At 62.5% G+C, this 21,877-nt stretch carries 20 protein-coding genes; 7 read left to right on the top strand and 13 right to left on the bottom strand.

Features of this window, described 5'->3' with window-relative positions; genetic code table 11:
• Positions 1 to 13: 13 nt before the first annotated feature.
• The 8 genes from AC1MEK_RS02260 to AC1MEK_RS02225 form a co-directional block, all read right to left on the bottom strand.
• The gene (locus tag AC1MEK_RS02260; protein WP_480394633.1) at positions 14 to 901 is read right to left on the bottom strand and encodes a phosphate/phosphite/phosphonate ABC transporter substrate-binding protein; all 888 of its coding nucleotides are present in this window, start codon (positions 899 to 901) and stop codon (positions 14 to 16) included.
• Positions 889 to 3,246 carry a putative bifunctional diguanylate cyclase/phosphodiesterase gene (locus AC1MEK_RS02255; RefSeq protein WP_480394632.1) on the bottom strand — a complete coding sequence of 786 codons (2,358 nt, stop codon included), beginning with the start codon at positions 3,244 to 3,246 and terminating at the stop codon, positions 889 to 891. Before AC1MEK_RS02255 ends, AC1MEK_RS02260 begins: the two co-directional genes overlap by 13 nt.
• Positions 3,247 to 4,165: 919 nt before the next feature.
• Positions 4,166 to 5,458 (bottom strand): amidase, encoded by a 1,293-nt coding sequence (locus AC1MEK_RS02250; RefSeq protein WP_480394631.1) that lies wholly within the window; start codon positions 5,456 to 5,458, stop codon positions 4,166 to 4,168.
• 81 nt (positions 5,459 to 5,539) lie between these two features.
• On the bottom strand, positions 5,540 to 6,007 hold the full coding sequence (locus AC1MEK_RS02245) for a helix-turn-helix domain-containing protein (RefSeq protein ID WP_480394772.1): 468 nt from the start codon (positions 6,005 to 6,007) through the stop codon (positions 5,540 to 5,542).
• Between the two features lie 375 nt (positions 6,008 to 6,382).
• Positions 6,383 to 7,000 (bottom strand): PqiC family protein, encoded by a 618-nt coding sequence (locus AC1MEK_RS02240; protein WP_480394630.1) that lies wholly within the window; start codon positions 6,998 to 7,000, stop codon positions 6,383 to 6,385.
• On the bottom strand, positions 6,997 to 8,679 hold the full coding sequence (locus AC1MEK_RS02235; protein WP_480394629.1) for a PqiB family protein: 1,683 nt from the start codon (positions 8,677 to 8,679) through the stop codon (positions 6,997 to 6,999). The genes AC1MEK_RS02240 and AC1MEK_RS02235 overlap by 4 nt, the downstream gene beginning before the upstream one ends.
• On the bottom strand, positions 8,669 to 9,286 hold the full coding sequence (locus AC1MEK_RS02230; protein WP_480394628.1) for a paraquat-inducible protein A: 618 nt from the start codon (positions 9,284 to 9,286) through the stop codon (positions 8,669 to 8,671). Before AC1MEK_RS02230 ends, AC1MEK_RS02235 begins: the two co-directional genes overlap by 11 nt.
• Entirely contained in the window at positions 9,283 to 9,915 is a 633-nt protein-coding gene (locus tag AC1MEK_RS02225) for a paraquat-inducible protein A (RefSeq protein ID WP_480394627.1), read from the bottom strand. The genes AC1MEK_RS02230 and AC1MEK_RS02225 overlap by 4 nt, the downstream gene beginning before the upstream one ends.
• 271 nt (positions 9,916 to 10,186) lie before the next feature.
• On the opposite strand from AC1MEK_RS02225, the gene AC1MEK_RS02220 reads away from it, so the two are divergent.
• Positions 10,187 to 11,593, top strand: a complete 1,407-nt coding sequence (locus AC1MEK_RS02220) for an NAD(P)/FAD-dependent oxidoreductase (RefSeq protein WP_480394626.1) — start codon at positions 10,187 to 10,189, stop codon at positions 11,591 to 11,593.
• Between the two features lie 175 nt (positions 11,594 to 11,768).
• Here AC1MEK_RS02220 and AC1MEK_RS02215 read toward each other — a convergent pair whose 3' ends face one another.
• Positions 11,769 to 12,635, bottom strand: coding sequence for a LysR family transcriptional regulator (locus AC1MEK_RS02215; protein WP_480394625.1), 867 nt, complete (start codon positions 12,633 to 12,635; stop codon positions 11,769 to 11,771).
• Between the two features lie 118 nt (positions 12,636 to 12,753).
• Here AC1MEK_RS02215 and AC1MEK_RS02210 point away from each other — a divergent pair, with 118 nt between their 5' ends.
• Both AC1MEK_RS02210 and AC1MEK_RS02205 read left to right on the top strand, forming a co-directional pair.
• The gene (locus AC1MEK_RS02210; RefSeq protein ID WP_480394624.1) at positions 12,754 to 13,944 is read left to right on the top strand and encodes a mandelate racemase/muconate lactonizing enzyme family protein; all 1,191 of its coding nucleotides are present in this window, start codon (positions 12,754 to 12,756) and stop codon (positions 13,942 to 13,944) included.
• A 231-nt stretch (positions 13,945 to 14,175) separates the two neighbouring features.
• The gene (locus AC1MEK_RS02205) at positions 14,176 to 14,529 is read left to right on the top strand and encodes a hypothetical protein (protein WP_480394623.1); all 354 of its coding nucleotides are present in this window, start codon (positions 14,176 to 14,178) and stop codon (positions 14,527 to 14,529) included.
• A gap of 129 nt (positions 14,530 to 14,658) precedes the next feature.
• On the opposite strand, the gene AC1MEK_RS02200 is transcribed toward AC1MEK_RS02205, so the two are convergent.
• On the bottom strand, positions 14,659 to 14,976 hold the full coding sequence (locus AC1MEK_RS02200; RefSeq protein ID WP_480394622.1) for an ElaB/YgaM/YqjD family protein: 318 nt from the start codon (positions 14,974 to 14,976) through the stop codon (positions 14,659 to 14,661).
• Between the two features lie 197 nt (positions 14,977 to 15,173).
• On the opposite strand from AC1MEK_RS02200, the gene AC1MEK_RS02195 reads away from it, so the two are divergent.
• Positions 15,174 to 15,431 (top strand): hypothetical protein, encoded by a 258-nt coding sequence (locus AC1MEK_RS02195; protein WP_480394621.1) that lies wholly within the window; start codon positions 15,174 to 15,176, stop codon positions 15,429 to 15,431.
• Between the two features lie 3 nt (positions 15,432 to 15,434).
• Here AC1MEK_RS02195 and AC1MEK_RS02190 read toward each other — a convergent pair whose 3' ends face one another.
• Positions 15,435 to 16,340 carry a LysR family transcriptional regulator gene (locus AC1MEK_RS02190; RefSeq protein WP_480394620.1) on the bottom strand — a complete coding sequence of 302 codons (906 nt, stop codon included), beginning with the start codon at positions 16,338 to 16,340 and terminating at the stop codon, positions 15,435 to 15,437.
• A gap of 87 nt (positions 16,341 to 16,427) precedes the next feature.
• On the opposite strand from AC1MEK_RS02190, the gene AC1MEK_RS02185 reads away from it, so the two are divergent.
• Positions 16,428 to 17,354 carry a carbon-nitrogen hydrolase family protein gene (locus AC1MEK_RS02185; protein WP_480394619.1) on the top strand — a complete coding sequence of 309 codons (927 nt, stop codon included), beginning with the start codon at positions 16,428 to 16,430 and terminating at the stop codon, positions 17,352 to 17,354.
• A 121-nt stretch (positions 17,355 to 17,475) separates the two neighbouring features.
• Here the strand turns inward: AC1MEK_RS02185 and AC1MEK_RS02180 are convergent, their stop codons facing one another.
• Positions 17,476 to 17,955: an LEA/WHy family protein gene (locus tag AC1MEK_RS02180; protein ID WP_480394618.1), complete on the bottom strand. Its 480-nt coding sequence runs from the start codon at positions 17,953 to 17,955 to the stop codon at positions 17,476 to 17,478.
• 58 nt (positions 17,956 to 18,013) lie between these two features.
• A complete protein-coding gene (locus AC1MEK_RS02175) occupies positions 18,014 to 19,498 on the bottom strand; it encodes a nucleobase:cation symporter-2 family protein (protein WP_480394617.1) in 1,485 nt (494 codons plus the stop codon).
• A gap of 367 nt (positions 19,499 to 19,865) precedes the next feature.
• On the opposite strand from AC1MEK_RS02175, the gene AC1MEK_RS02170 reads away from it, so the two are divergent.
• The gene (locus tag AC1MEK_RS02170; RefSeq protein WP_480394616.1) at positions 19,866 to 20,162 is read left to right on the top strand and encodes an ArsR/SmtB family transcription factor; all 297 of its coding nucleotides are present in this window, start codon (positions 19,866 to 19,868) and stop codon (positions 20,160 to 20,162) included.
• A gap of 120 nt (positions 20,163 to 20,282) precedes the next feature.
• Positions 20,283 to 21,716 (top strand): NAD-dependent succinate-semialdehyde dehydrogenase, encoded by a 1,434-nt coding sequence (locus tag AC1MEK_RS02165; RefSeq protein ID WP_480394615.1) that lies wholly within the window; start codon positions 20,283 to 20,285, stop codon positions 21,714 to 21,716.
• Positions 21,717 to 21,877 lie beyond the last annotated feature (161 nt).

The raw sequence follows: 21,877 nt of genomic DNA, 5'->3' as shown, positions 1-21,877 counted from the left end.
GCGCTAACTCATGTCACTGCGCCGCCTGCAATTTGCCCAGTAACGGCGCATAAGCGGCATGGTCCACCGGCACGATCCCGGAGGCTTCCTGGGATTTGAGAAACTCGGCCAGGCCTTGCTGATCGTTGAGCATGGCGTTGCGCACTTGCTCTTTGAGTGCCGGGCACAGGGTGCCGCTGAAAACGAACGGGTCGTAGTAGATCGGCTCGGAGCGCCACAGCACCTTGAGCGTGTCCTTGTTGATCACGCCGTTGGTCAGGTATTCATCGGCCCGTACGCTTGAGACGAACGCGGCGTCGACCTTGCGCGCCAGCAGCGCATCCAGGGATTTGTCGTGGGAGCCGGCGTAGACGATCGAGCCGAAAAACTTCGCCAGCGGCTCGCCCACCTGCGCCGAGAACTCGGCATTGGGCACCACGCTGCCCGAGGTGCTGGCCGGGTCGGTCAGGGCCACGCGCTTGCCGCGCAGGGCAGGGATGTCGCCCGACGTTTCGCTGCGCACCAGCAACAGCGCCTGATAGTGATGCCCGGCCGGGGTGAAGAAGCCGTGGCTGATGGTCAGGCTGGCGAACGGCTCGATGCGCGGGTCGCGCTGATGAGCGATGACATAGGACGCCGGGCCCAGCCAGGCGATGTCGACGCCGCCGGAGATGATCGCATCGACCACGCTCTCATAGGACGAGGAGGGCACGATTTCCACGGGAATACCGGTGGCCTGGGTCAGCCGCTCGGTGAGGGATTTATGTTCCTTGAGCAGCTCGTCCATGCTCTTTTTCGGAATCACCGCAATGCGCAGGCTGTGCTGGGGGCAGGCCGTGGCCGCATGGGCTGCGCCTGCCATCGGCACGGCGTTGAAGATCAAGGCGGCGAACAACAGGGTGAAGCGTTTTAAGGCACGCATGTCTTTTCGGCCACATCCATGTTGGGGGTATCGGGTAGCGTCGCGTGGGCGAACGGCGGGTATTGATCCAGTTGTGCAGCCGACAGAGGCCGGCTGAAGTGATAACCCTGGGCAACGTCGCAACCGGCCAGCTTCAGGCACACCACCTGCTCGCGGGTCTCGACGCCCTCGGCCACCACTTCCAGCCCCAGGCGCTTGGCCAGGATGATCGTGGAGGAGACGATCGGGCTGTCGTCGGGGCTATTGGACAGCGGCGCGATCAGCGTGCGGTCGATTTTCAGCTTGGTCAGCGGCAGCGACTGCAGGTGAGCGAAACCGGCGTAACCCTTGCCGAAGTCGTCCAGGCTGATGTTCATGCCGGCCTCGCGCAGCCGGCGCAGGTGTTCAATGGCGCGGCCTTCCTGATCGAGCAGGGTGGTTTCGGTGATTTCCAGTTCCATGTCCCGGGGCGCCAGGCCATGGCGGGCCAGCTTGGCCAACACCCGGTCGCTGAAATCCGTTTGATGCAGTTGCAGGGCCGAGACGTTCACCGCCAGGCGCATCATGCGCCCCTGAGCGCGCCACTGCTCCAGGGTTTCGCAGGCCAGGCGCAGCACCTCGAAGCCCAGCGCGATGATGAAGCCACTGCGCTCGGCCAGCGAGATGAAACGGTCGGGGAACAGCAGGCCGAACTCCGGATGCTCCCAGCGCACCAGTGCCTCGTAGCCGTCGACCACCATTGAATCCAGGCGCATCTGCGGCTGGTAATGCAGGACGAACTGGCGCTCGCGCAAGGCATTGCCGAAGGCCTGTTCGAGAATGAACTCCTCGACATCCGCCACGTTCAGCGAAGGGTCGAAAAAGCGGTATTGCCCACGGCCCGCGCGCTTGGCCGAGTACATGGCGGCGTCGGCGCTGCGGATCAGGTCCTCGACATCCTGGCCGTCGCGTGGGCAGATGCTCACGCCGACGCTGGGGCTGGTGGTCAGTTCGTGTTCGCCCAGCGAATAGATCGCCGACAGCTTCTGCACCAGCGCCCGCACCCAGGCATCGATCTGCTCTTCAGTGCGTTCGCCCGCCAGCAGCACCACGAACTCATCGCCGCCAAAGCGCGCCGCTTCGTCGTCGCATTCGAGCATGCGTTTGATCCGCCCCGCGACCGCCTGCAGCAGCATGTCGCCGACCTTGTGGCCCAGCGAGTCGTTGATCGATTTGAAGCGATCCATGTCGATGAACAGAATCGCCATCAACCGGCGTTTGCCGCGCTGGGCCGACAGCGTGCGCCCGGCGACTTCGAGGAACTGACGACGGTTGTGCAGGCCGCTCAAATGATCGGTGGCCGCCGCGTGGCTGCTGCGCCGATGTTCTTCTTCCAGGCGGCCGATCAGCCCCTGATTGACCCGCTGCGCCTGCTCCAGCGCGTTGAAGGCTTCCTGACGTTTGCGGAGCACGCGCAGGGTCCAGACCAGGCTGCCGAGAATCAGCAGGGTCATGCACAGGTTCAGCCACAACTGGCGCTGATAGGTCAGGCGCGACGAGGCGAGGATTTCATCGAACGACTGGCTCACCACCACGCTGAACCCGCGCTGCGGTACACGCAGGTACATGCTCTGGAACAGGTCATGGCCGGCCGCCTGGGTCAACGCCCCATTGGTGTCGCCGCTGCCCGACAGTTCAGGAGACAGTGCCGCGCCGGCCACCACCACGCCGCTGTTGTTGATGCGCAGACGTTCGTGCCCCTCGCTGTCGAGCAGGCGCATCATGCCGCTCTGGCCCAGATCGATGTGCTCGAACAGCGCGGCGATATAGCCCACGTCCAGTTGCACCACCAGCACGCTGTTGCTGCTGCCGCTGGCGGAGTCAACCAGCGGCAGCAGGAAGGGCAGGCGCCAGTTGGGCAACAGGGTACTGGTCGGGGCCAACACCGCGCTGGGCAGCAGGGCCTTGAAGCCGTAGCGGTGTTCGTGGCTTTGCAGTTGTTCGAGCCACTGGGCGGGCAGTTGATGGGGTTCGTCGAAGTGGCTGGCCGAGAGCAGGCTGCCGTCGTTCTCGTACAGGCTCATGCGCTTGAACACCGGGTCTTCGGCGAGCATGCGCACCAGGCCGCGGTGGCGCTGGCCCAGGTCTTCCATGTCACTGCGAGTGACCCGACCAATGGCCTGGGCGCGATCAACCAGCTGGCGCAGGTTTTCCGCGGCAATGGTCGCCAGGTTCAGGTGCTCGGCGGCTTTGGCGGCCAGTGCTTCATGGCGCGAGGTGGCTTTCTGTTGGAAGTACAGCGCCCACAGGAACACCAGTGTCGCGGCGCAGAGCGTCATGAGCAGCACTTGGAGAAAGCTTAAGGAGGAGAAGGATCGGCGGATCACTGCTGGAATTTCCTGCCGCAAAGTGATGGCAGAATAATACTGCTTTATGACTGGTTCGTGACGGGGGGATGTCGGGCTGGGGCGGATTGAGGTCAAGGTCAAGGTCAAGGTCAAGATCAAGATCAAGATCAAGATCATGGTCAAGATCAAAAGCGCTCTTCCTAACGTCAGATCTGTTTCGACTTCGTCGAGTTACTTGGAAAAGACCCCCAAGTAACCAAGGGGTCCTGCTCCTGGTTTGGGTCTGACTTCGTCAGACTTCCTTCATTCCGGTCCCGCTCCGTGGGCCCGGCGCGAATGGGCCATCCATGGCCCCGCGCCTCGCGCGGCATCCTGCCGCTTGGCCCACTGCGCGAGACCTCCATTCAGCCTGCACCCAAGTCGCGATTTGTGGTGTGTGGGCTATCGCGCATGAAGATCAAAAGCAAGATCAACGGCAACGGCAACATCATGGCGGCATTTCCATGCGGAGCGTGGGAACGATCAAAGCGGGTGTACACCGTCCCGTAGCAGCACGGCTTGCCGGCGGGAGCGATCTTGAGGGCGACCCGCGAGCAAGCTCGGCTGCTACGGGACCGGGCTCACCGCATGCTTTTGATTTGGCTTTTGATCTTGATGCGCAATAGTCCAGACGCCACAAATCGCGACTTGGGTGCAGGCTGAATGGAGGTCTCGTGGAGTGGGACGAGCGACAGGATGTCGCGAGAGGCGCGTGGGCCATGGATGGCCCTTTCGCGCCGGGCCCACGGAACGAGACCGGAATGAAGGTACCCGACGAAGGAGGGCCAAACCAGGAGCAAGACCCCTTGGTTACTTGGGGGTCTTTTCCAAGTAACTCGACGAAGTCGAAACAGATCTGACGTTAGGAAGAGCGCTTTTGATCTTTATCTAGATCTTGATCTGCAAGCCGACCCCCGGCTCAGCCGCTCAACGCCCCCTCAACCCATTTGCAAAACCCAAGCATCACCGCATCCCCCATCACCGGCCCAATCAGCTGAACGCCAAGCGGCAGCCCCTGATCGCCAGCCCCCACCGGCAGGTTCAGGCTCGGCACGCCCAGCAGGCTCCAGGCCCGCGAAAACAATGGATCGCCTGTGCGCTCAAGTCCCAGATCCGCTTCACCGCAAGCACTGGGTGTGATCAGCAGATCGTAGCCGGTAAACCCTCGTCCGAGCTGATGCCGCGCCGAGGCCACCTGCGCCCGATGCCGCACGCTGTCTTCGAAGGTAATGTGCGAACCGCGTTCAAGCATTGAAACCAGCCGCTCGCTCAAAAGATCACGATGATTCAGGCGCTCATCGGCCAGTGCCTTGAACGCCTCGGCGCACATCACCTCGTCATGTACTTCTACCAATGAGGCGATCGCATCCGCCAGAACCACATCCACCACCTGCGCGCCCCTGGCCTGCAACCTGTCAACCGCGGAGTCGAATGCCCGTTGCGCCGCCGGGCTGGCCTGGTCCCACCAAGGGGTACGGCATACCCCGATGCGCGGCGGGCGGTCGGCTGACAGTTCGCGCCACTGCGGCGCGTTGGCCATCACCGAGGTCAGCAGCGCCACGTCATCGACACTGCGCCCAAAACCGCCCACGGTGTCCAGCGATTCGCTCAGGCTCTTGACCCCGGCGCGAGGGATCAGGCCGAAGCTGGGTTTGAAACCGACGATGCCGCAATAGGCTGCCGGGCGGATGACCGAGGCGGCGGTTTGCGTGCCCAGTGCCAGCGGCACCATGTGCGCAGCGACGGCCGCGGCCGAACCGCTGGATGAACCACCGGGAGTGTGCGCCGGGTTGTGCGGATTGCGCGTGGGGCCAGGGCTGAAGGTCGCGAACTCGGTGGTCACGGTCTTGCCCAGTACGATGGCGCCAGCGTCGCGGCACAGGGCCACGGCGGCGGCGTCGTTGAACGGGCGATGCTGCTGGTAGATCGGTGAGCCGTAGCCCGACGCAAAATCCCGTGTATCGAACAGATCCTTCACGCCCAGCGGCAAGCCGTGCAGGGGGCCGCGAACAGGTCCCCGGTCCAGTGCTCGCGCCTGTTCCATAGCCTTGGCCGCGTCGTACTCGCGCCAGGCCAACACCTGAGGCTCTCGGGTCGTGATCTGTTCAAGGCAGGCAGCGAGCAGTGTCTGCGCGCTCAGCGTGCGGGCTTGCAGCAGGCGGGCGGCCTGGCTGGCGGTGAGTCGGGTCAGGTCATCGGGAGTCTTGGGCACGAGGCTGTCCGGTCGTTTTTGTCATGATGCCGGATCATGCCGCAGGCAGGATGCGGTTGTACACCGCGCCCGGAGGAGGAATCAGGTGAGCTTGGAGGTTTCGAAAATCAGCCGGACGGAAGCCTGGGCCAGTGCCTGCGCTTCGCTTCTGAAGGTATCGAGTTCCGTCTTCACGCTTTCGTCCTCGGTGTCGTTTGCGCGGGTCTCGATCAGCAGCGTGATCTGATACAGCGCATCGATCAGGCCATGGAGATTGCGATGCAGCTGGTGAGTGACCTTGCCCAGATGTTCTTCCGTGGCCGCGTCTCGGGCCGGCAGCAGCGCTTGGGCAACGGCGTCTCCCGGGCGCGAGCGAGTGCCGGTCAATACGTAATAAATATCGACGCCCGCCTCGGCGATACGCAGCAGATAGTCGGCTTTCGGCGAGCGGGCCCCGCTTTCATAATTGCCCTGGGCATTGGTTTCGACGCCACCGAGTGTTCCCAGCGCGCTTTGCGACAGTTTCAGGCGAGTGCGTTCCTCTCGAAGTCTCGGGCCAATCCCTGTCATGTATTTTCTCCGGTGGCAGTGCGGGTGCAGCATCCCATATTTCTACCGGTTGCTGCACCGTATAAATCACGTTAAAGATGTAGGGGTATTCAAACAATAAACTTCATGAATGTGTCATGAGTTGGCGCATTAAAACCGTTGATCGCTGCCAAGACAAGAGCAAGTATCCGGTTGGATCCGAAACTATTCAAACGGTTGGGAATAATTTTTATGAAACGCCTGTATGACGTATTGTTGACGTAAGTTGTACGTCTTATTCGATTTGTATAGATTTGTCAGTGTTTTCTAACTGTTTCTATCTTAAATGAATTGATATATATTCAAAAACATACTTTATGGACACTCATTTGAGTGTCCATAAATGCGTAATGATAATCAACTCGGGCAGCGTGTGCCCGGCTGGCGAGCCCAGCCGGTTGCGGTTCTGGCGATGACGTCGGCCAGATTCGCGACCGCTTTCTGATGCGCCACCACCAGATTTTCCATGCCCATCCCCGCAGGCTGTCGAATCACACTGCTGCAGGTCAGTGTCTGACGCTGGGCATTGTTACCGTTATTGCGAAGACTCAAGTTCCACACCACATCGATCAATGCATATTGGCCAATAACCGACTCGAAGCGGCGAACGTCGGTACGAACGGACATTATCGGCTGATCACTTTGTTTGGGTAATCCGGCCAGATCACGAGTGCCGAAACGACGTTCAAGTTCGCCGGTCAGTGCATCGTGGAATTCATCGCCCAGTGGTGCGCCCCAACGCTCGTTTTCCAATATAGCCAAAGTGCCATCACCTTGCCGGACAACTAACGGGGGTTGATCGACTTGCACGGCCATCAACACCGGCTGCATTTCAAATTGAAACGGCGCCTGGGCGCTGACCGGTTGCGCCTGGGTGGGCGGGGCGATCAGCGTGTAGTAATGGGTGGGTGTGGACGAGCAGGCGCCAAGGCCCAGGGCGCAGGTCAACGCCAGAAGGTGGTTACGCAGAGTCATTGCGCAGGCTCCGGAGCAATTTCACGGGAAGAGGACGAACCTTTGTACGAACCGGGGGCGGCGTCGCCCGTGCGCCCGCGAATGAGCGATTCGGGATGACGGCTGAGGAAGTCGGTCAACACGCGGACCGAGCGGGCGGTGCGCTGTACTTCATCCAGGGCCTGGCCCATTTGCAGGCGCGCTGGCGAGTCTTCCGACAGCGTTGCATTGGCCGCCCCGATGGTTTTCTGCGCCTGTTGCAGGGTGCCGGTCATTTGCGGCAATACCTGACCGTTGACGTTTTTCAAGGTTTTCTGCAGTTCGACAAGGTTGCCGTTGAGGTTGTTGGCCAACTCGTCGATCGGGATCTTGCCGAGTTTGTCGACAAAGGCCTGCAACTGTTCCTGCAGCTTGTCGAAGCTGCCCGCCACGGTCGGGATCTCCATGGGCCTTGCCTTGGCGTTGTAGGCGATTTTTGGCGCCTTGGGGTCGAAGTCCATGGCCACGTACAACTGCCCGGTCAGCAGGTTGCCGGTGCGGATCTGCGCGCGCAGGCCACGCTCGACGAAGCGGCCGAGGATTCTCGAAGTCTGTTCTTCTTCATCGCCGCCGCCGGCCTGCTCGCGCAGCTTGTCGTTGGCCGCACCCAGGCGTTGCGGATAGATCACGGCGCCGACGACGCCGGGGAAGGTGCCGGTGGCGGGGTCGTAGTCCAGGTCCACCGAGACCACGCGACCGATGTTCACCCCCAGGAAGTCCACCGGTGCATTGACCACCAGCCCGCGCAGGGACTGATTGAAACGCATGCGGATGTACTTGGGATCGCCATCGGGCGGCGCCAGCGCGGTGGCCTGGTCTTCGAACAGTTTGAACTCGGCATTGCTGTCGGCAGGCTTGGCGTCCGGGCTGTACTTGGGTTCGCGAAAGGCGATGCCGCCAGCCAGGATCGAAGTCAGCGACTGGGTGGAGACTTTCAACCCGGCGGCGCCGAGGCTGACATCCACGCCGCTGGCATTCCAGAAACGCGAATCGGTCAGCACGTATTGGTCATTGGGCGAGTTGACGAAGATTTCGATGTCCACGCCCTTGCCGTCCTTGGCCAGCTCGTAGGCCACCACCTGGCCGACCTGAATGCGCCTGAAGTAGATCGGCGAGCCGATGTCCAGCGAGCCCAGGTCATCGGTGTGCAGGATGAAGCGCTTGCCCTTTTCGCCGAAGGTCACCGGCGGCGGGGTCTCAAGGCCGGTGAAGTCCTTCTTGGTTTCTTCGGAGCTGCCCGCATCGGCGCCGATGAAGGCGCCGGACAGCAGGGTGTCGACCCCGGAAACCCCGTGGGCACCGATGCGCGGGCGCACCACCCAGTATTGCGTGTCGGCGCGGGTGAACGGCGTGGCCGACTGGTTCAGTTCGATGGTCGCCAGCACGTGGGTGCGGTCATCACTGAGGGCGATGTCGGTCACCGTGCCGATCACCACGTTCTTGTATTTCACCTGGGTTTTCTTCGCTTCCAGCCCTTCGGCGGTCAGGAAGCTGACCACGACCTTGGGGCCGACGTTGAGAAAATCGTGGACGAGCATCGACAGGCCGATCACCCCGGCCACGATCGGCACCAGCCAGACCAGGGAAATGCGCGCCTTGCGGGCCTTGACTTGCGGTCGCCCGGGTGCCTGCGGCGACGGGGGTAGGGTGTTATCGGACATCTTCAACCTCTGCATCCCAGATCAACCGGGGATCGAAACTCATGGCGGCGAACATCGTCATCACCACCACCAAACCAAAAAACAGAATGCCCAGCCGGGGCTCGATGGTGCTCAAGCCGCGGAACTGGACCAGCGCTGCCACCAGCGCCACCACCAGCACATCGAGCATCGACCAGTAGCCGATCAGCTCGATGAAACGATAGAGCCGCGAGCGCTCGCGCATGGCCCACTGGCTGCGGCGCTGACAGGTGACCAGGAGCATGCCCAGCACCACGAATTTGATGCACGGCACCAGCACGCTGGCGATGAAAATCAGGATGGCGATGTCCCACGAGCCGCTTTCGGCGAACTCGATCACGCCGCTCATGATGGTGTTCTCGCTGGCGCTGCCGAGCAGCGTGGTGAACATCACCGGCAGCGTATTGGCCGGAATGTAGAAGATCAGCCCGGCGATCAGGAACGCCCAGGTGCGCGCCATGCTGTTGGGCTTGCGCACATGCACCGCCGACTCGCAGCGCGGGCAGACATGGGTGTCGTCCGGGCACACATAGCCGCAGACATGGCACAGCGTGACGTTGCGCTCGCGGGCGAAGGGGATGCCGTTCATTCAGGCTCTACTCCCAGCTCGTCCCACAGCCTGCGGATGTCCTTGCCGGCAATCAGCACGATCAGCACCATCAGCATCGCCATGGCCCACAGGCCGACGCCCGGGTGCACGTCGAGCATCCCCGCCAGCTTGATGATCGCTACCAGAATGCCCAGCAGGCAGACTTCCAGCATGCTCCACGGGCGCAGGTGCTCCAGGGTGCGCATGCAGGTCTTGAAGCCCGGGGCGATTTCGTTGCGGTGGGCATGGACCAGCACCCAGAACAGCAGGGCGATCTGCAGCGCTGGCGCAAGGATGATCGCAAGCCCGGCCACCAGCGCAATCAGGGTGATCTGCCCCTGGGCCAGCGCCTCGACCGAGCCCCAGAGGGTGACCTCGTTGTACAGGCCTTTCATGCTGATGCTGATGACCGGAAAGACATTGGCGAAGATGAACAGGATCCCGGCGGCGATGCTCAATGCCAGCATCTGTTCGATGCTCATGCGCCGGCCGCGGTCGAGGATGGCCGCGCAGCGCAGGCAATAGGCCGACTCGCCCTTGTTCAAGGCCTGGGCCTGGTAGAGCGAGTCGCAATGCTCGCAGATGATCCACTGAGCGGGATCGTCCGCAGGTGGAGGACTTAAGGACATGGACAGTACGCTGAAAGGTTCGATTGAGACATTGACCACATTGCCATCACCCGGTTCGATGGCAGTGGGTCGGTATTTGCTGAAGCAAAGCACGTTTTTGCAAGGAGCCCGGATTTGAGCTGTTGCGGCTTGTTTGATCACAAAGGCGGCAAGTGTACCGCGACATGGCCCTGCGCGCTTCGCACAGTGCGCTTTGTATACGATTGTTGGACAGCTGACGATCCCAGCGACTAGCATCGACGCCTTGTGTCCGGACCGATGGAGCGTGGTGATGTCTGCTTGGCGAACGATCAGTTTATGGATGGACCAGCTGGACGAGCCGCTGTCGCCCAGGCCCTCGTTGCAGCAGGATCTGGACGCTGACGTGGCAATCATCGGCGCCGGTTACACGGGGCTGTGGACGGCGTATTACCTCAAGCGCCACGCGCCGCAGCTGAACGTGGTGATTGTCGAGGCGCAGACCGCAGGCTTCGGCGCATCCGGGCGCAATGGCGGCTGGGTCATGGGCAATCTGCTGGGCGACGACCGCATGCTCGCCGGTGTCCCGACCGAGGCTCGCCGCGCCTCCTACGAGCTGTTGTTCGGCATTCCCGATGAAGTGAAAAGCGTCATCGACCGCGAAGCCATCGACTGTGATTTTCGCAAGGGCGGTGCGCTGTATTGCGCCGCGCGTTATCCGGAGCAGCAAAACAGCCTGCGCCAATACCTGGACAAGCTCTACAAGCAGGGGATGACCGAGGCCGATTATCGCTGGCTCACCCCTGAACAACTGAGCCAGCAGTTACGTATCGCACAAGCCTACGGCGCCATTCATTTCTCACATCTGGCTACTATTCAGCCGGCAAAACTGGTGCGCGGGCTGGCGCGGGCGGTCGAGGCGCTGGGCGTGCCGATCTATGAGAATTCGCCGGCGACCGACTGGCAATCAGGGCGAGTGAGCACTGCCCATGGGCAGATTCGCTGCCGTTGGGTGGTGCCGGCGGTCGAGGGCTACGCCGCAGCGATGCCGGCGCTGGACCGCTATCAGTTGCCGGTGCAAAGCCTGCTCGTTGCTACCGAACCCTTGCCCGCCAGTGTCTGGGACGAGATCGGCCTGAATCAGGGCCAGGCGTTTGGCGAGAGCAGCCGGCAAGTCACCTATGGCCAGCGCTCGATGGACGATCGGCTGGTGTTCGGCGCCCGTGGCGGTTATCAGTTTGGCGGCCGCTTGCGGGAAAATTTCGACCTGACCAGCAGTGAAGTCGAGCTGCGGCGCTACCTGTTCGGCGAGCTGTTCCCGCAATTGAAGAAAGTGCGCATTACCCATTCCTGGGGCGGCAACCTGGGCATGTCCCGGCGGTTTCATCCACACATGCTGTGCGACCGGGCGAACGGCATCGCCCTGGCGGGCGGTTACGGTGGGGAAGGCGTGGCGGCGAGCAATCTGGGTGGGCGCACCCTGGCCGACCTGATTCTGCAGCGCGATACGCCGTTGGTTCAGCAGCCTTGGGTTATTCGCGACGGCGGTCTGAAACGCCTCAAGGCCTGGGAGCCCGAGCCGTGCCGCTGGCTGGGTTACAACGCGATCATCAAAAGCTTCGTCCATGAAGACCAGACCCTGGCCAACCCCGCGACGCCGTTGTGGCGGCGCAAGATCGCCAGTGGCGTGGCGGATTTCATGGAAGGTTTCATGAAATGAACCCGTAGCCGTCCGGCTTGCCGGCGGCGAAATGTCAAGATCGCCCCGCGGGCAAGCCCGGCTGCTACGGGGTCGGAGGTGTTGCAACAGTTGCATTCGACACCTGCCCCGTAGCAGCACGGCTTGCCGGCGGGACGTTTTCGAGAACAACGCATAGGCAAGCTTGGGCAAAGGATCAAAGCTTCGCCCAGAACTCCTCGGCAAAATCACTCAACGCCATCGCCGGCCTGAACAGGCGGATCTCCACCGGAATGTCCCACTGCTCATCCAGCGCGCGCACCAGTTTGCCGCTCGCCACTTCCGGCTCGGCCAGGGTTTTGGGCAGCCAGGCGATACCTTTGCCCTCCAGCGCCATGGACAGCAACACCGCGGCCAGGTGCGAGCTGAACACCGTGTGCAGGTGCGGCGGTTGGGCTTCCTTGCGCAGGCGCGCCGAGACGATGCGCCCCAGTCCCGACTCGGCGGTGTAGCCCAGCAGTGAAGTGGCGCCCGCGTCGTCGGCCGTGACCTGCTGCGCGCGCAAGGGCATCAGCAGATCGCTGCCGACCACCTTGGACAGAAACGATTCGGCAGGAAACTGCGGCGGCACTTCCGGGTGCTGATGACACAGCAGAAACTGCACTTCGCCGCTCAGCAGCATCTGCTCGCAGACCCGCATGTTGTCCGAATGCAGGCGGATCGCTTCGATGGGGCTGGTGCGTTCGGCCGAGCGCACCCAGCCGGGAAAGAAGGTGAACGACAGCGAGTGAGTGGCGGCGAAATGCAGCGAACGTGCCTGTTTGCCGGCCACTTCGCGGGCTTCCTGACGCATCTGATACAGCCTGCGGGTCATCTCCTGCGCGCTATCGAGCATGTGCTGTCCGGCTTCGGTCAGGGTCGCACCTTGGGTGGTGCGCTCGAACAGATCGACCCCGACCCAAGTCTCCAGCGCGCGGATCCTGCGGCTGAACGCGGGCTGCGTGACATGGCGCAATTCGGCGGCGCGAGAGAAGTTGCCGCTCTGGGCCAGTGCATTGAAGTCTTCCAGCCAGACCAATTCCATCGTGATGCCATCCGCGCATTGAGTGCCGCGTTTTTAGCATTGGCCGCTTCCAGAGGTCCAGCCCTAGAGTGGGCCCATCACCTGCTGCACCTCTTTTGAAAAACAACAGGAGTGACCCATGCGTATCGTCGACATTCGCGAGAAAACCGTTTCCATTGCCTCGCCCATTGCCAACGCCTACATCGACTTTTCCAAGATGACCTGCTCGGTGGTGGCCGTGGTCACCGACGTGATCCGCGACGGCAAACCGGTGATCGGCTACGGCTTCAACTCCAACGGCCGCTACGGTCAGGGCGCCCTGATGCGCGACCGCTTCCTGGCCCGCGTGCTGGAAGCCGACCCTGAATCGCTGATCGACAAGGAACACAACAACCTGGACCCGTTCGCCATCTGGAAAACCCTGATGACCAACGAAAAACCCGGTGGCCACGGCGAGCGCTCGGTGGCAGTGGGCACCCTCGACATGGCGGTCTGGGATGCCGTGGCGAAGATCGAAGGCAAGCCACTGTATCGCCTGTTGGCCGACCGTTATCGCGACGGCGTGGCCGACGACAAGGTCTGGGTCTATGCGGCGGGCGGCTACTACTACCCCGGCAAGGACCAGAGCAAGCTCAAGGCCGAAATGCAGAGCTATCTGGACCGTGGCTACGACGTGGTGAAGATGAAAATTGGCGCCGTGCCGCTGGCCGAAGACCTGCGCCGTATCGAAGCGGTGCTGGAAGTAGTGGGCGATGGCCAGCGCCTGGCGGTGGACGCCAACGGCCGCTTCGACCTCAAGACCGGCATCGCCTACGCCGAGGCGATCCGCCCGTACAACCTCTTCTGGTACGAAGAAGTCGGCGACCCGCTGGACTACGCGCTGCAAGCGGAGCTCGCCAATCACTACGACCTGCCGATGGCCACCGGCGAAAACCTGTTCTCCCACCAGGACGCGCGCAACCTCTTGCGCCACGGCGGCATGCGCCCGGATCGCGACTTCCTGCAGTTCGACTGCGCGCTGTCCTACGGCCTGGTCGAGTACCTGCGCACCCTGGACGTGATGAAGGAACTGGGCTGGTCATCGCGCCGCGTGGTGCCCCACGGCGGCCACCAGATGTCGCTGAACATTGCGGCCGGCCTGCATCTGGGCGGCAACGAATCCTATCCGGACGTGTTCCAGCCATTTGGCGGCTTTGCCGACGGCATTCGCGTGGAGAACGGCTACGTCGGCCTGCCGGACATTCCGGGGGTGGGCTTCGAAGCCAAGTCGGCGCTGTATGCGGTGATGCGCGAGTTGGGTGAGGGCGCCGGATACCCGCTCGGTCGGTGATGCGCTGATCTTTCTCTGTAGGAGCGAATTCATTCGCGAACGTTTTTTCAGCAATGAATGAAGGGGCGATAGGTGCCAAGTCGTTGGCAGACGCCCGCGTCGGAAAGTCGCAGGGCTAAGGCGCAAGGGCTGGCCGTCGGCGGGTGTTCGCGGGCTGTCAGCCTGTCCTGTTACAACTCGAAATGACCTGCGGTGGTAGACTCTCGCCACTTCAGACGAGGAGCGACAGACGTGCGCAAGATGGCAATGATGGTGGCGGTGTTGATGCTGGCAGGCTGCGATGGCGGCAAACCGGCGCCGACGCCCAAGGCAGCGACCGCCGACTCGGTGGCAGAAGCCCCGACCCCGGCGTCGAATCAGTGGACCATTCGCGTTCACTTGAAAGAAGCCCTGAGCGACATGAGCTACTGGCTGGTCGAGCACCATTACCCGATGTACGTGGTCAAGGTCGAAGGCAAGGAAGTGGTGATGATCGGCCCGTTCGAGTCTCAAGAGGCGGCCGAGAAATCCAAGACCGACATCGACGCCGCGCTGGTCAAGGGCCATCGCCTGTCGCAGCTGGAAGTGATCCCGCCAAAATCCTGAGCCCATTTACAGGATTCGGGTCTGATCGCTGACCCGTAGCAGCACGGCTTGCCGGCGGGACCGCACGAAAGATCGCCCCGCTGGCAAGCCGTGCTGCTACGTTTGGATCAATCAATAATCATCGCGGGATCAACGACGCCCCAGCAGCAACCCGACCACCAGGCCGAACCCCGCGGAGACCGCCACGGTCTGCCACGGATGGCCGCCGATGTAGGTTTCGGTCGCCTCGACGGCTGGCTTGGTGCGATCACGCACGCTGCCCACCGAATCCAGTGCCTGCTTGAGCTTCAGGCTCAGTTGCGCGCGTACGGTTTCTGCCTCTTCGCCGACCAGTGCGGCGCTGTCCTTGAGCAACTTGTCGGACTCTTCGATCAGGGCCGCCAGTTCGCTGAAAGCCTGATCCTTGATCTGTTCGGCGGCGTTCTGGGAAGCGGTTTTACGAGCCATGGCTATTTCCTTTCAGTGGAGGGTGGCAGTGAGCAATGGAGTCCTGGCGCTTCGAAAAAGTTGCAGCGCATTTCATGCGTCGTGAAAAAGTGCGACGAATGAAGACGAGCTTGGCGCCGGGCGGGTGTAAGATGCTGACGCTTTTGAATCGCCGTCTGAGCCGCGGCATTGCGTTTTTGCACATCGAGGTAGACGTCATGAGTTTCAACCTGGCCAACAAGACCCTTGCCGAGCGCGCGGCGATCGAAGACGAGAAATCCCGTCTGTTCGAGCTGTGGCAGAGCAACCTGGGCAAGGCCAAGGGCGAGGCCGCCCGCTTGATGGGCGAGCGCGCCAAGCGCAAGGGCAAGTGGTCGGAATGGGTGCGGGCGGAACTGGACGTCATGTCGCCGCCCGAATACGCCAACATGGTGCGCGCCGAGGTCAACCGGCTGGTGGCCGCTGCCCGCGCCTGATGTTCAGAACAGCTGCTCGATCGCTTCCCTGACCCTGAGCACCGCCGGGTCCATTTGCGCCGAGGTCCGCCAGCCCAGCTCGATGGGGTAGCGCGGCATGGGCAGCGGGCACTCCAGCAGCGTCAACCCGGACATCTGCGCCACGGCCTCGGCGGCATGGGACGGAATGGTCGAGATCGCCGCAGTGCCCTTGAGCAGCCAGGGCAGGGCGGCGAAGTGGGTGGTCGAGGCGCAGACGCTGCGGCTCAGCCCCAGGCTCGACAGCCCCTCGTCGACCATGCCGATGAACCCGCCCGACGACACCAGAATTTGCTCGCGGGCAATGAACTCATCGAGGCTCAATGCCCGCTGACCGGGCGCGAGGCTCGCCGGGTCCGCCAGGCACAGATAGCCGCCTTCACCCAGCACCCGTCGACTCAGCAGCCGGTCGGCGAATCCGCCCGAGGCAATCGCCAGATCGATACTGCGCTCCATCAGCGCCGGCCCGACAATCTGGCTGTGGGTCTGGCGGAAGATCAGGCGCAAGCCCGGCGCGCGCTCGCGCACTGCTTCGATCAGCCGCCTGCCGAAGGCGATCTCGAAATCATCCGACAGCCCCAGTGCCACCGAACGCCCCTCGAAATGAACGCCCGCCGGGTCGACCATCGCCAGGCTCTGCCGGCATTTGTTCAATGCGTCGGACAGCACCGGCTTGAGCTGGTTGGCCCGCAGCGTCGGCGCCAGGCCGCGGCCGGTGCGCACGAACAGCTGATCGTCGTACACCTCGCGCAGGCGCCGCAACGCAGCACTGACCGCCGACTGGGTCACGCCCAGGCGCAACGCCGCACGGCTGGCGCTGGCTTCATCGTGCAGCGCTTCGAAGACCTTCAGCAGGTTGAGGTCGAGGTTGGTGATATTCATGGTGTTCATATCATTAACAATTGAGGTGGGCTTTATTCATGTTGGCGCTGGGGCGGAGAATTGGCAACACAGGCCCACTTCAAAAGGAACATCTCCATGAGCAAGTCCATCGTCGCTGCACTGCAGATCGGCGCACTGCCCGGCGGCAAGGCCGACACCCTGGCGCAGATCCTGTCCTACGAATCGGCGATTCGCGACGCGGGCGCCAGCGTCGTGATCATGCCCGAAGCCCTGCTGGGCGGCTATCCGAAAGGCGAAACCTTCGGCACGCAACTGGGCTATCGCCTGCCGGAAGGGCGCGATGCCTTCGCCCGTTACTTCGAGAACGCGATCGACGTGCCGGGCACCGAAACCGACGCGCTGGCTGAACTATCGGCACGCACCGGCGCCAGCCTGGTCATCGGCGTGATCGAGCGCTCCGGCAGCAGCCTGTTCTGCACCGTTTTGTTTTTCGAGCCGGAAGGCGGCCTGGTGGCCAAGCACCGCAAGCTGATGCCCACCGGCACCGAGCGGCTGATCTGGGGCAAGGGTGACGGCTCGACCCTGCCGGTGATCGACGCCAGGGCCGGGCGCATCGGCGCAGCGGTGTGCTGGGAAAACCAGATGCCGCTGCTGCGCACGGCGATGTACGCCAAGGGCGTGCAGATCTGGTGTGCACCGACGGTCGATGAACGCGAGATGTGGCAATGCACCATGCGCCATATCGCTCAGGAAGGGCGGGTGTTTCTGATCAGTGCCTGCCAGGTTCAGGATTCTCCCCGGGCGCTGGGGATCGAGGTCGCCAACTGGCCGGCCGACCGTCCGCTAATCAACGGCGGCAGCGTGATCGTCAGCCCCATGGGCGAAGTGCTGGCGGGGCCGTTGATCGGTGAAAGAGGGTTGCTGACGGCCGAGATCGACACCGACGAGCTGGTGCGTGCGCGCTATGACTTCGACGTGGTCGGGCATTATGCGCGACCGGATGTGTTCGAGCTGGTGGTGGATGAGCGGGCCAAACCGGGGGTGCGGTTCGTCAGGGATTGATCCACGCGCGAACGGCTGCCGCCGAACCCTGTAGGAGTGAGCTTGCTCGCGAATGCGGTCTGTCTGTGACAAATGCATTGGCTGATACACCGCATTCGCGAGCGAGCTCACTCCTACAAGGTCACGAGCCCCCACTCGCTGGCCGCGGCAGGCTCAATGTGCCGCTGTCGTAAAAGCGCATGGTGCCGAACAACCCGCCCGCCAGCTTGCCGTGCAGCTCGTAGGGCAGGTTATCCAGGCTCTGGCGTTCGCTCAGGCCCACCGCCTGACGCAACGCAGCAAAGGCCGAAACCGTCACCGGCACGGTCAGGATGCCTTCGGAAAAACGTCCGATGGTGCCTTTCTGGTCGCTCACGCCGGAGGCCAGCAGCTTGCCGTTGACGTCCAGGTTCAGCGCCACGCCGTCGTAGGGGATGTCGATGTCGTTGGGGTTCTGCAGGCGCAGCTTCACCGCGAAACGCACTTCCAGGTCCTGGCCTTGCAGCGGCTCGATGCCCACCACGTTGATGTTCAGCGGGTCACGGTTGGGAAACAGTGCGCAGGCGCTCAGGGCCAGCAACAGCAGACAGGTGCACAGGGTGCGGAAGGGGTGTTGCGGCATCGACGGCGCTCCGGTGGCAAGGCGTGGCAGGGACGCGAATACGCCCCTGCCATTGAGCCTAGCGGTTCACCTCTGCGACCGCGCGCGGCGCAAGAGGTTCGCCGTCGCCGGGTTGCTGCGGGTCTTGCAGAACCTTGACCGTAGAGGCTTCCGGGTCGAATTCGGTGATCTCTTCTTCCTCGTGTTCTTCAGGCAAGAAGATATTGAGAATGATCGCGCAGAAGGCGCCCACGGTGATCGGGGATTCGAAAATGTTGTGCAGCGCCTTGGGCAGCTCACGCAGCACATCGGGCACTGCCGCAACGCCCAGACCCATGCCGATGGAAATCGCCACGATCAGCATGTTGCGCCGATGCAGGCCGGCCTCGGAAAGGATCTTGATGCCTGCCACCGCCACCGTGCCGAACATGATCAAGGTGGCGCCGCCCAGCACCGGTTTGGGCATCAGCTGCAGCACCGCGCCGATGATCGGGAACAGCCCCAGCAACACCAGAATCCCGGCGATGAAATACGCCACGTAGCGGCTGGCCACGCCGGTCAGCTGGATCACCCCGTTGTTCTGGGCGAAGGTCACCATCGGCAGGCTGTTGAACATCGCCGCCATGGCCGAGTTCAGGCCGTCGGCCAGCAGGCCCGACTTGATCCGGCGGATGTACACCGGGCCGCGCACCGGCTGTTGCGAGATCATCGAGTTGGCGGTCAGATCGCCCGCGGCCTCCAGCGGCGAGACCAGAAAGATCACCGCAATCGGAATGAACGCCAGCAGATCGAACGAGAAGCCGTACTTGAACGGCACCGGAATGCTCATCACCGGCACCTGCGGCATGTGGGCGAAATCCACCCGGCCCAGCAGCCAGGCGACGAAGAAACCCAGCGCCAGGCCGATGATGATCGCCGAAAGACGCAGCAGCGGAATATTGAAACGATTGAGGACCACGATGGTGACCAGTACCAGACCGGCCAGGCCCAGATTGGTCGCCGAACCCAGGTCGGTGGCGCCGAAGCCGCCGGCCATGTCGGTCATGGCCACCTTGAGCAGCGACAGGCCCATCAGGGTGATGATGGTGCCGGTCACCACCGGGGTGATCAGCTTGCGCAGCTTGCCGATGAACTGGCTCAGGGCGACTTCGATGAAGGCTGCGCAGAAGCACACGCCGAAGATGGTCGAAAGCACTTCCTCGGTGCCGCCGCCGCGGCTCTTGACCAGGAAACCGGCGCTGAGGATCACGCTTAAAAAGGAAAAGCTGGTGCCTTGCAGACACAACAGGCCCGAGCCGATGGGCCCGAAGCGCCTGGCCTGGACGAAGGTGCCAAGGCCCGAGACGAACAGCGCCATGCTGATCAGGTAGGGCACTTCGCTGTCCAGCCCCAGCACGCTGCCGACGATCAGGGTCGGGGTGATGATGCCGACGAAGGACGCGAGGACGTGTTGCAGCGCGGCGAAGATCGCAGCGGTGAAATGCGGGCGGTCGTTGAGACCGTAGATCAGGTCGGTTTTTCCGGACGCAGGACGCGACGGGGGTGTGCTGTGAGCTGTGGTCATGGTTAGCCTGCCTGTTGTTTTTATTCGGTCGTGGGCTTTGCAGTTGACGCTGACCCGACCTGTATACAAAAGCTGTCTGCCGGGTCAGGTTTTGCGACTCTACAACATGTCGACAGATCTAAAAACAATTCATTTGTAGATTGTGTACAAAAATAAGCCATGGGCGAGGAACAAGGCCGTAGGAAAAGGGCGCGCAGAATGCCAGAAAATGCTTCGCGGGTCTGCGATCCGCGCTTATTCTGTCGCACTTGATCTGTCGTGACTGAACCTTGAGCTGCGGGTACGCGTCAAAAACGACGCACGGTCTTGAGCAGTGTCCGCATTCAGACGCTACAAGGAGGTTTCAACACAGGGTGTATCGATCTTCATGAGCACTGCACAGCCATTTCCGTTGACCGATCTGCAGATCGCCCTGATTTCCCGGGCGCTGGCGGACAGCCGCCGCTATCAGATCCTGCTGCAGATCAGCGCCTCGACCGAGCCCGTGCCCTGTGCCGAGCTGCTCAAGGTGCATCCGGTCAGCGCTGCCACGGTCTCGCACCACACCAAGGAGCTGGAGCGGGCGGGGCTGATCGCAACCCTGCGCGAAGGCAAATATGCCCGTTTCGCCATGCAACGCGAGGTTTTGCGTGCCTATGCCCAACAGCTGATGCAGCACTGCTGACACAATCGGTCAGTCATCATATAAAGGGTCCTTGACCCTTACCGGCATACGCCAGTAAATTGCCCGCCCCACGCTTTTTTTCCTTCTCCTGCCTGTGACAGGCGCACTCGGAGCTTCTATATGTACCCAGACGTTCAGCTGTACATCGACGGCCAATGGCGCGCCAGTGAAGACGGCCGCACTATCGCCGTGATCAACCCGGCCACCGGCGAAACCCTGGGCAGCGTCGCCCATGCCGGCATCGCCGATCTGGATCAGGCACTGGCCGCCGCCGAGCGCGGCTTCGAAACCTGGCGCAGCACCCCGGCCTACGATCGCTACAAGATCATGCAGAAAGCCGCCAACCTGCTGCGTGAGCGCGCCGATCAGATCGCCCGCATCATGACCCAGGAGCAGGGCAAGCCGCTGGCCGAAGCGCGCATGGAAACCCTGTCCGCTGCCGACATCGTCGACTGGCTGGCCGAAGAGGGCCGCCGCGCCTACGGTCGCCTGGTGCCGTCGCGCAACGTCTCGGTGGAGCAGAAGGTCATCAAAGAGCCGGTCGGCCCGGTGGCCGCGTTCACCCCGTGGAACTTCCCGATCAACCAGGTGGTGCGCAAGCTGTCGTCGGCGCTGGCCGCCGGTTGCTCGATCATCGTCAAGGCCCCGGAAGAAACTCCGGCATCGCCTGCCGAGCTGATCCGTGCATTCATCGACGCCGGCGTTCCGGCCGGTGTGATCGGCCTGGTGTTCGGTGATCCGGCGCAGATTTCCAGCTACCTGATTGCCCATCCGACCATCAAGAAAGTGACTTTCACCGGTTCCACCCCGGTCGGCAAGCAACTGGCGGCACTGGCCGGCCAGCACATGAAGCGCGCGACCATGGAACTGGGTGGCCATGCCCCGGCACTGGTGTTCGACGACGCCGACATCGACCTGGCGGCACGCACCCTGGCGACGGCCAAGTTCCGCAACGCAGGGCAAGTATGTGTGTCGCCGACGCGCATTCTGGTGCAGCGCGGCGTGTATGAGCAGTTCGTCGAGAAATTCGTCGGCCTGACCCGCGAAGTGAACATGGGCAACGGCCTGGACCAGGGCGTGACCATGGGCCCGCTGGCCAACGAGCGTCGTGCTCCGGCACTGGCGGCGCTGGTCAAGGACGCCTGCGAGAAGGGCGCGAAGCTGGAAACCGGCGGCAAGGCGGTGGATGGCCCGGGCTATTTCTTCGAGCCGACGGTATTGAGCGACCTGACCACCGACATGAAGGCGATGAGCGAGGAGCCGTTCGGTCCGCTGGCGCTGATCGTGCCGTTCGATACCGTTGAAGAGGCGGTCAAGGAATCCAACCGGGTGCCGTTCGGTCTGGCGTCGTATGCGTTCACCACATCGATGAAGACGGCGCACATTCTCAGCACGCGGATCGAGGCGGGGATGCTATCGATCAACCATCAGGGGATTGGCCTGGTGGAAGTGCCGTTCGGCGGGATCAAGGATTCCGGGTATGGGTCCGAGGGCGGGCCCGAAGCGATCGAAGCTTACCTGAATACCAAGCTGGTGACCGTTTACAATCTGTAAGTCGAACGCTCGATTGCAGTGCCCTTTGATCGGGGCACTTTCCTGACCGAACAAGGGTTCTGCCGCCCGGCAGAACCCATCCGCAAAAACCGCTTGAAGCGGATCACTACGCACGCCGTAAACGCCGTCCTTATTAAAGACACCATTCTCCCGCGACTGTG

Source organism: Pseudomonas sp. 2, assembly GCF_056627435.1.
This window is presented reverse-complemented; position numbering and strand designations above follow the sequence as displayed.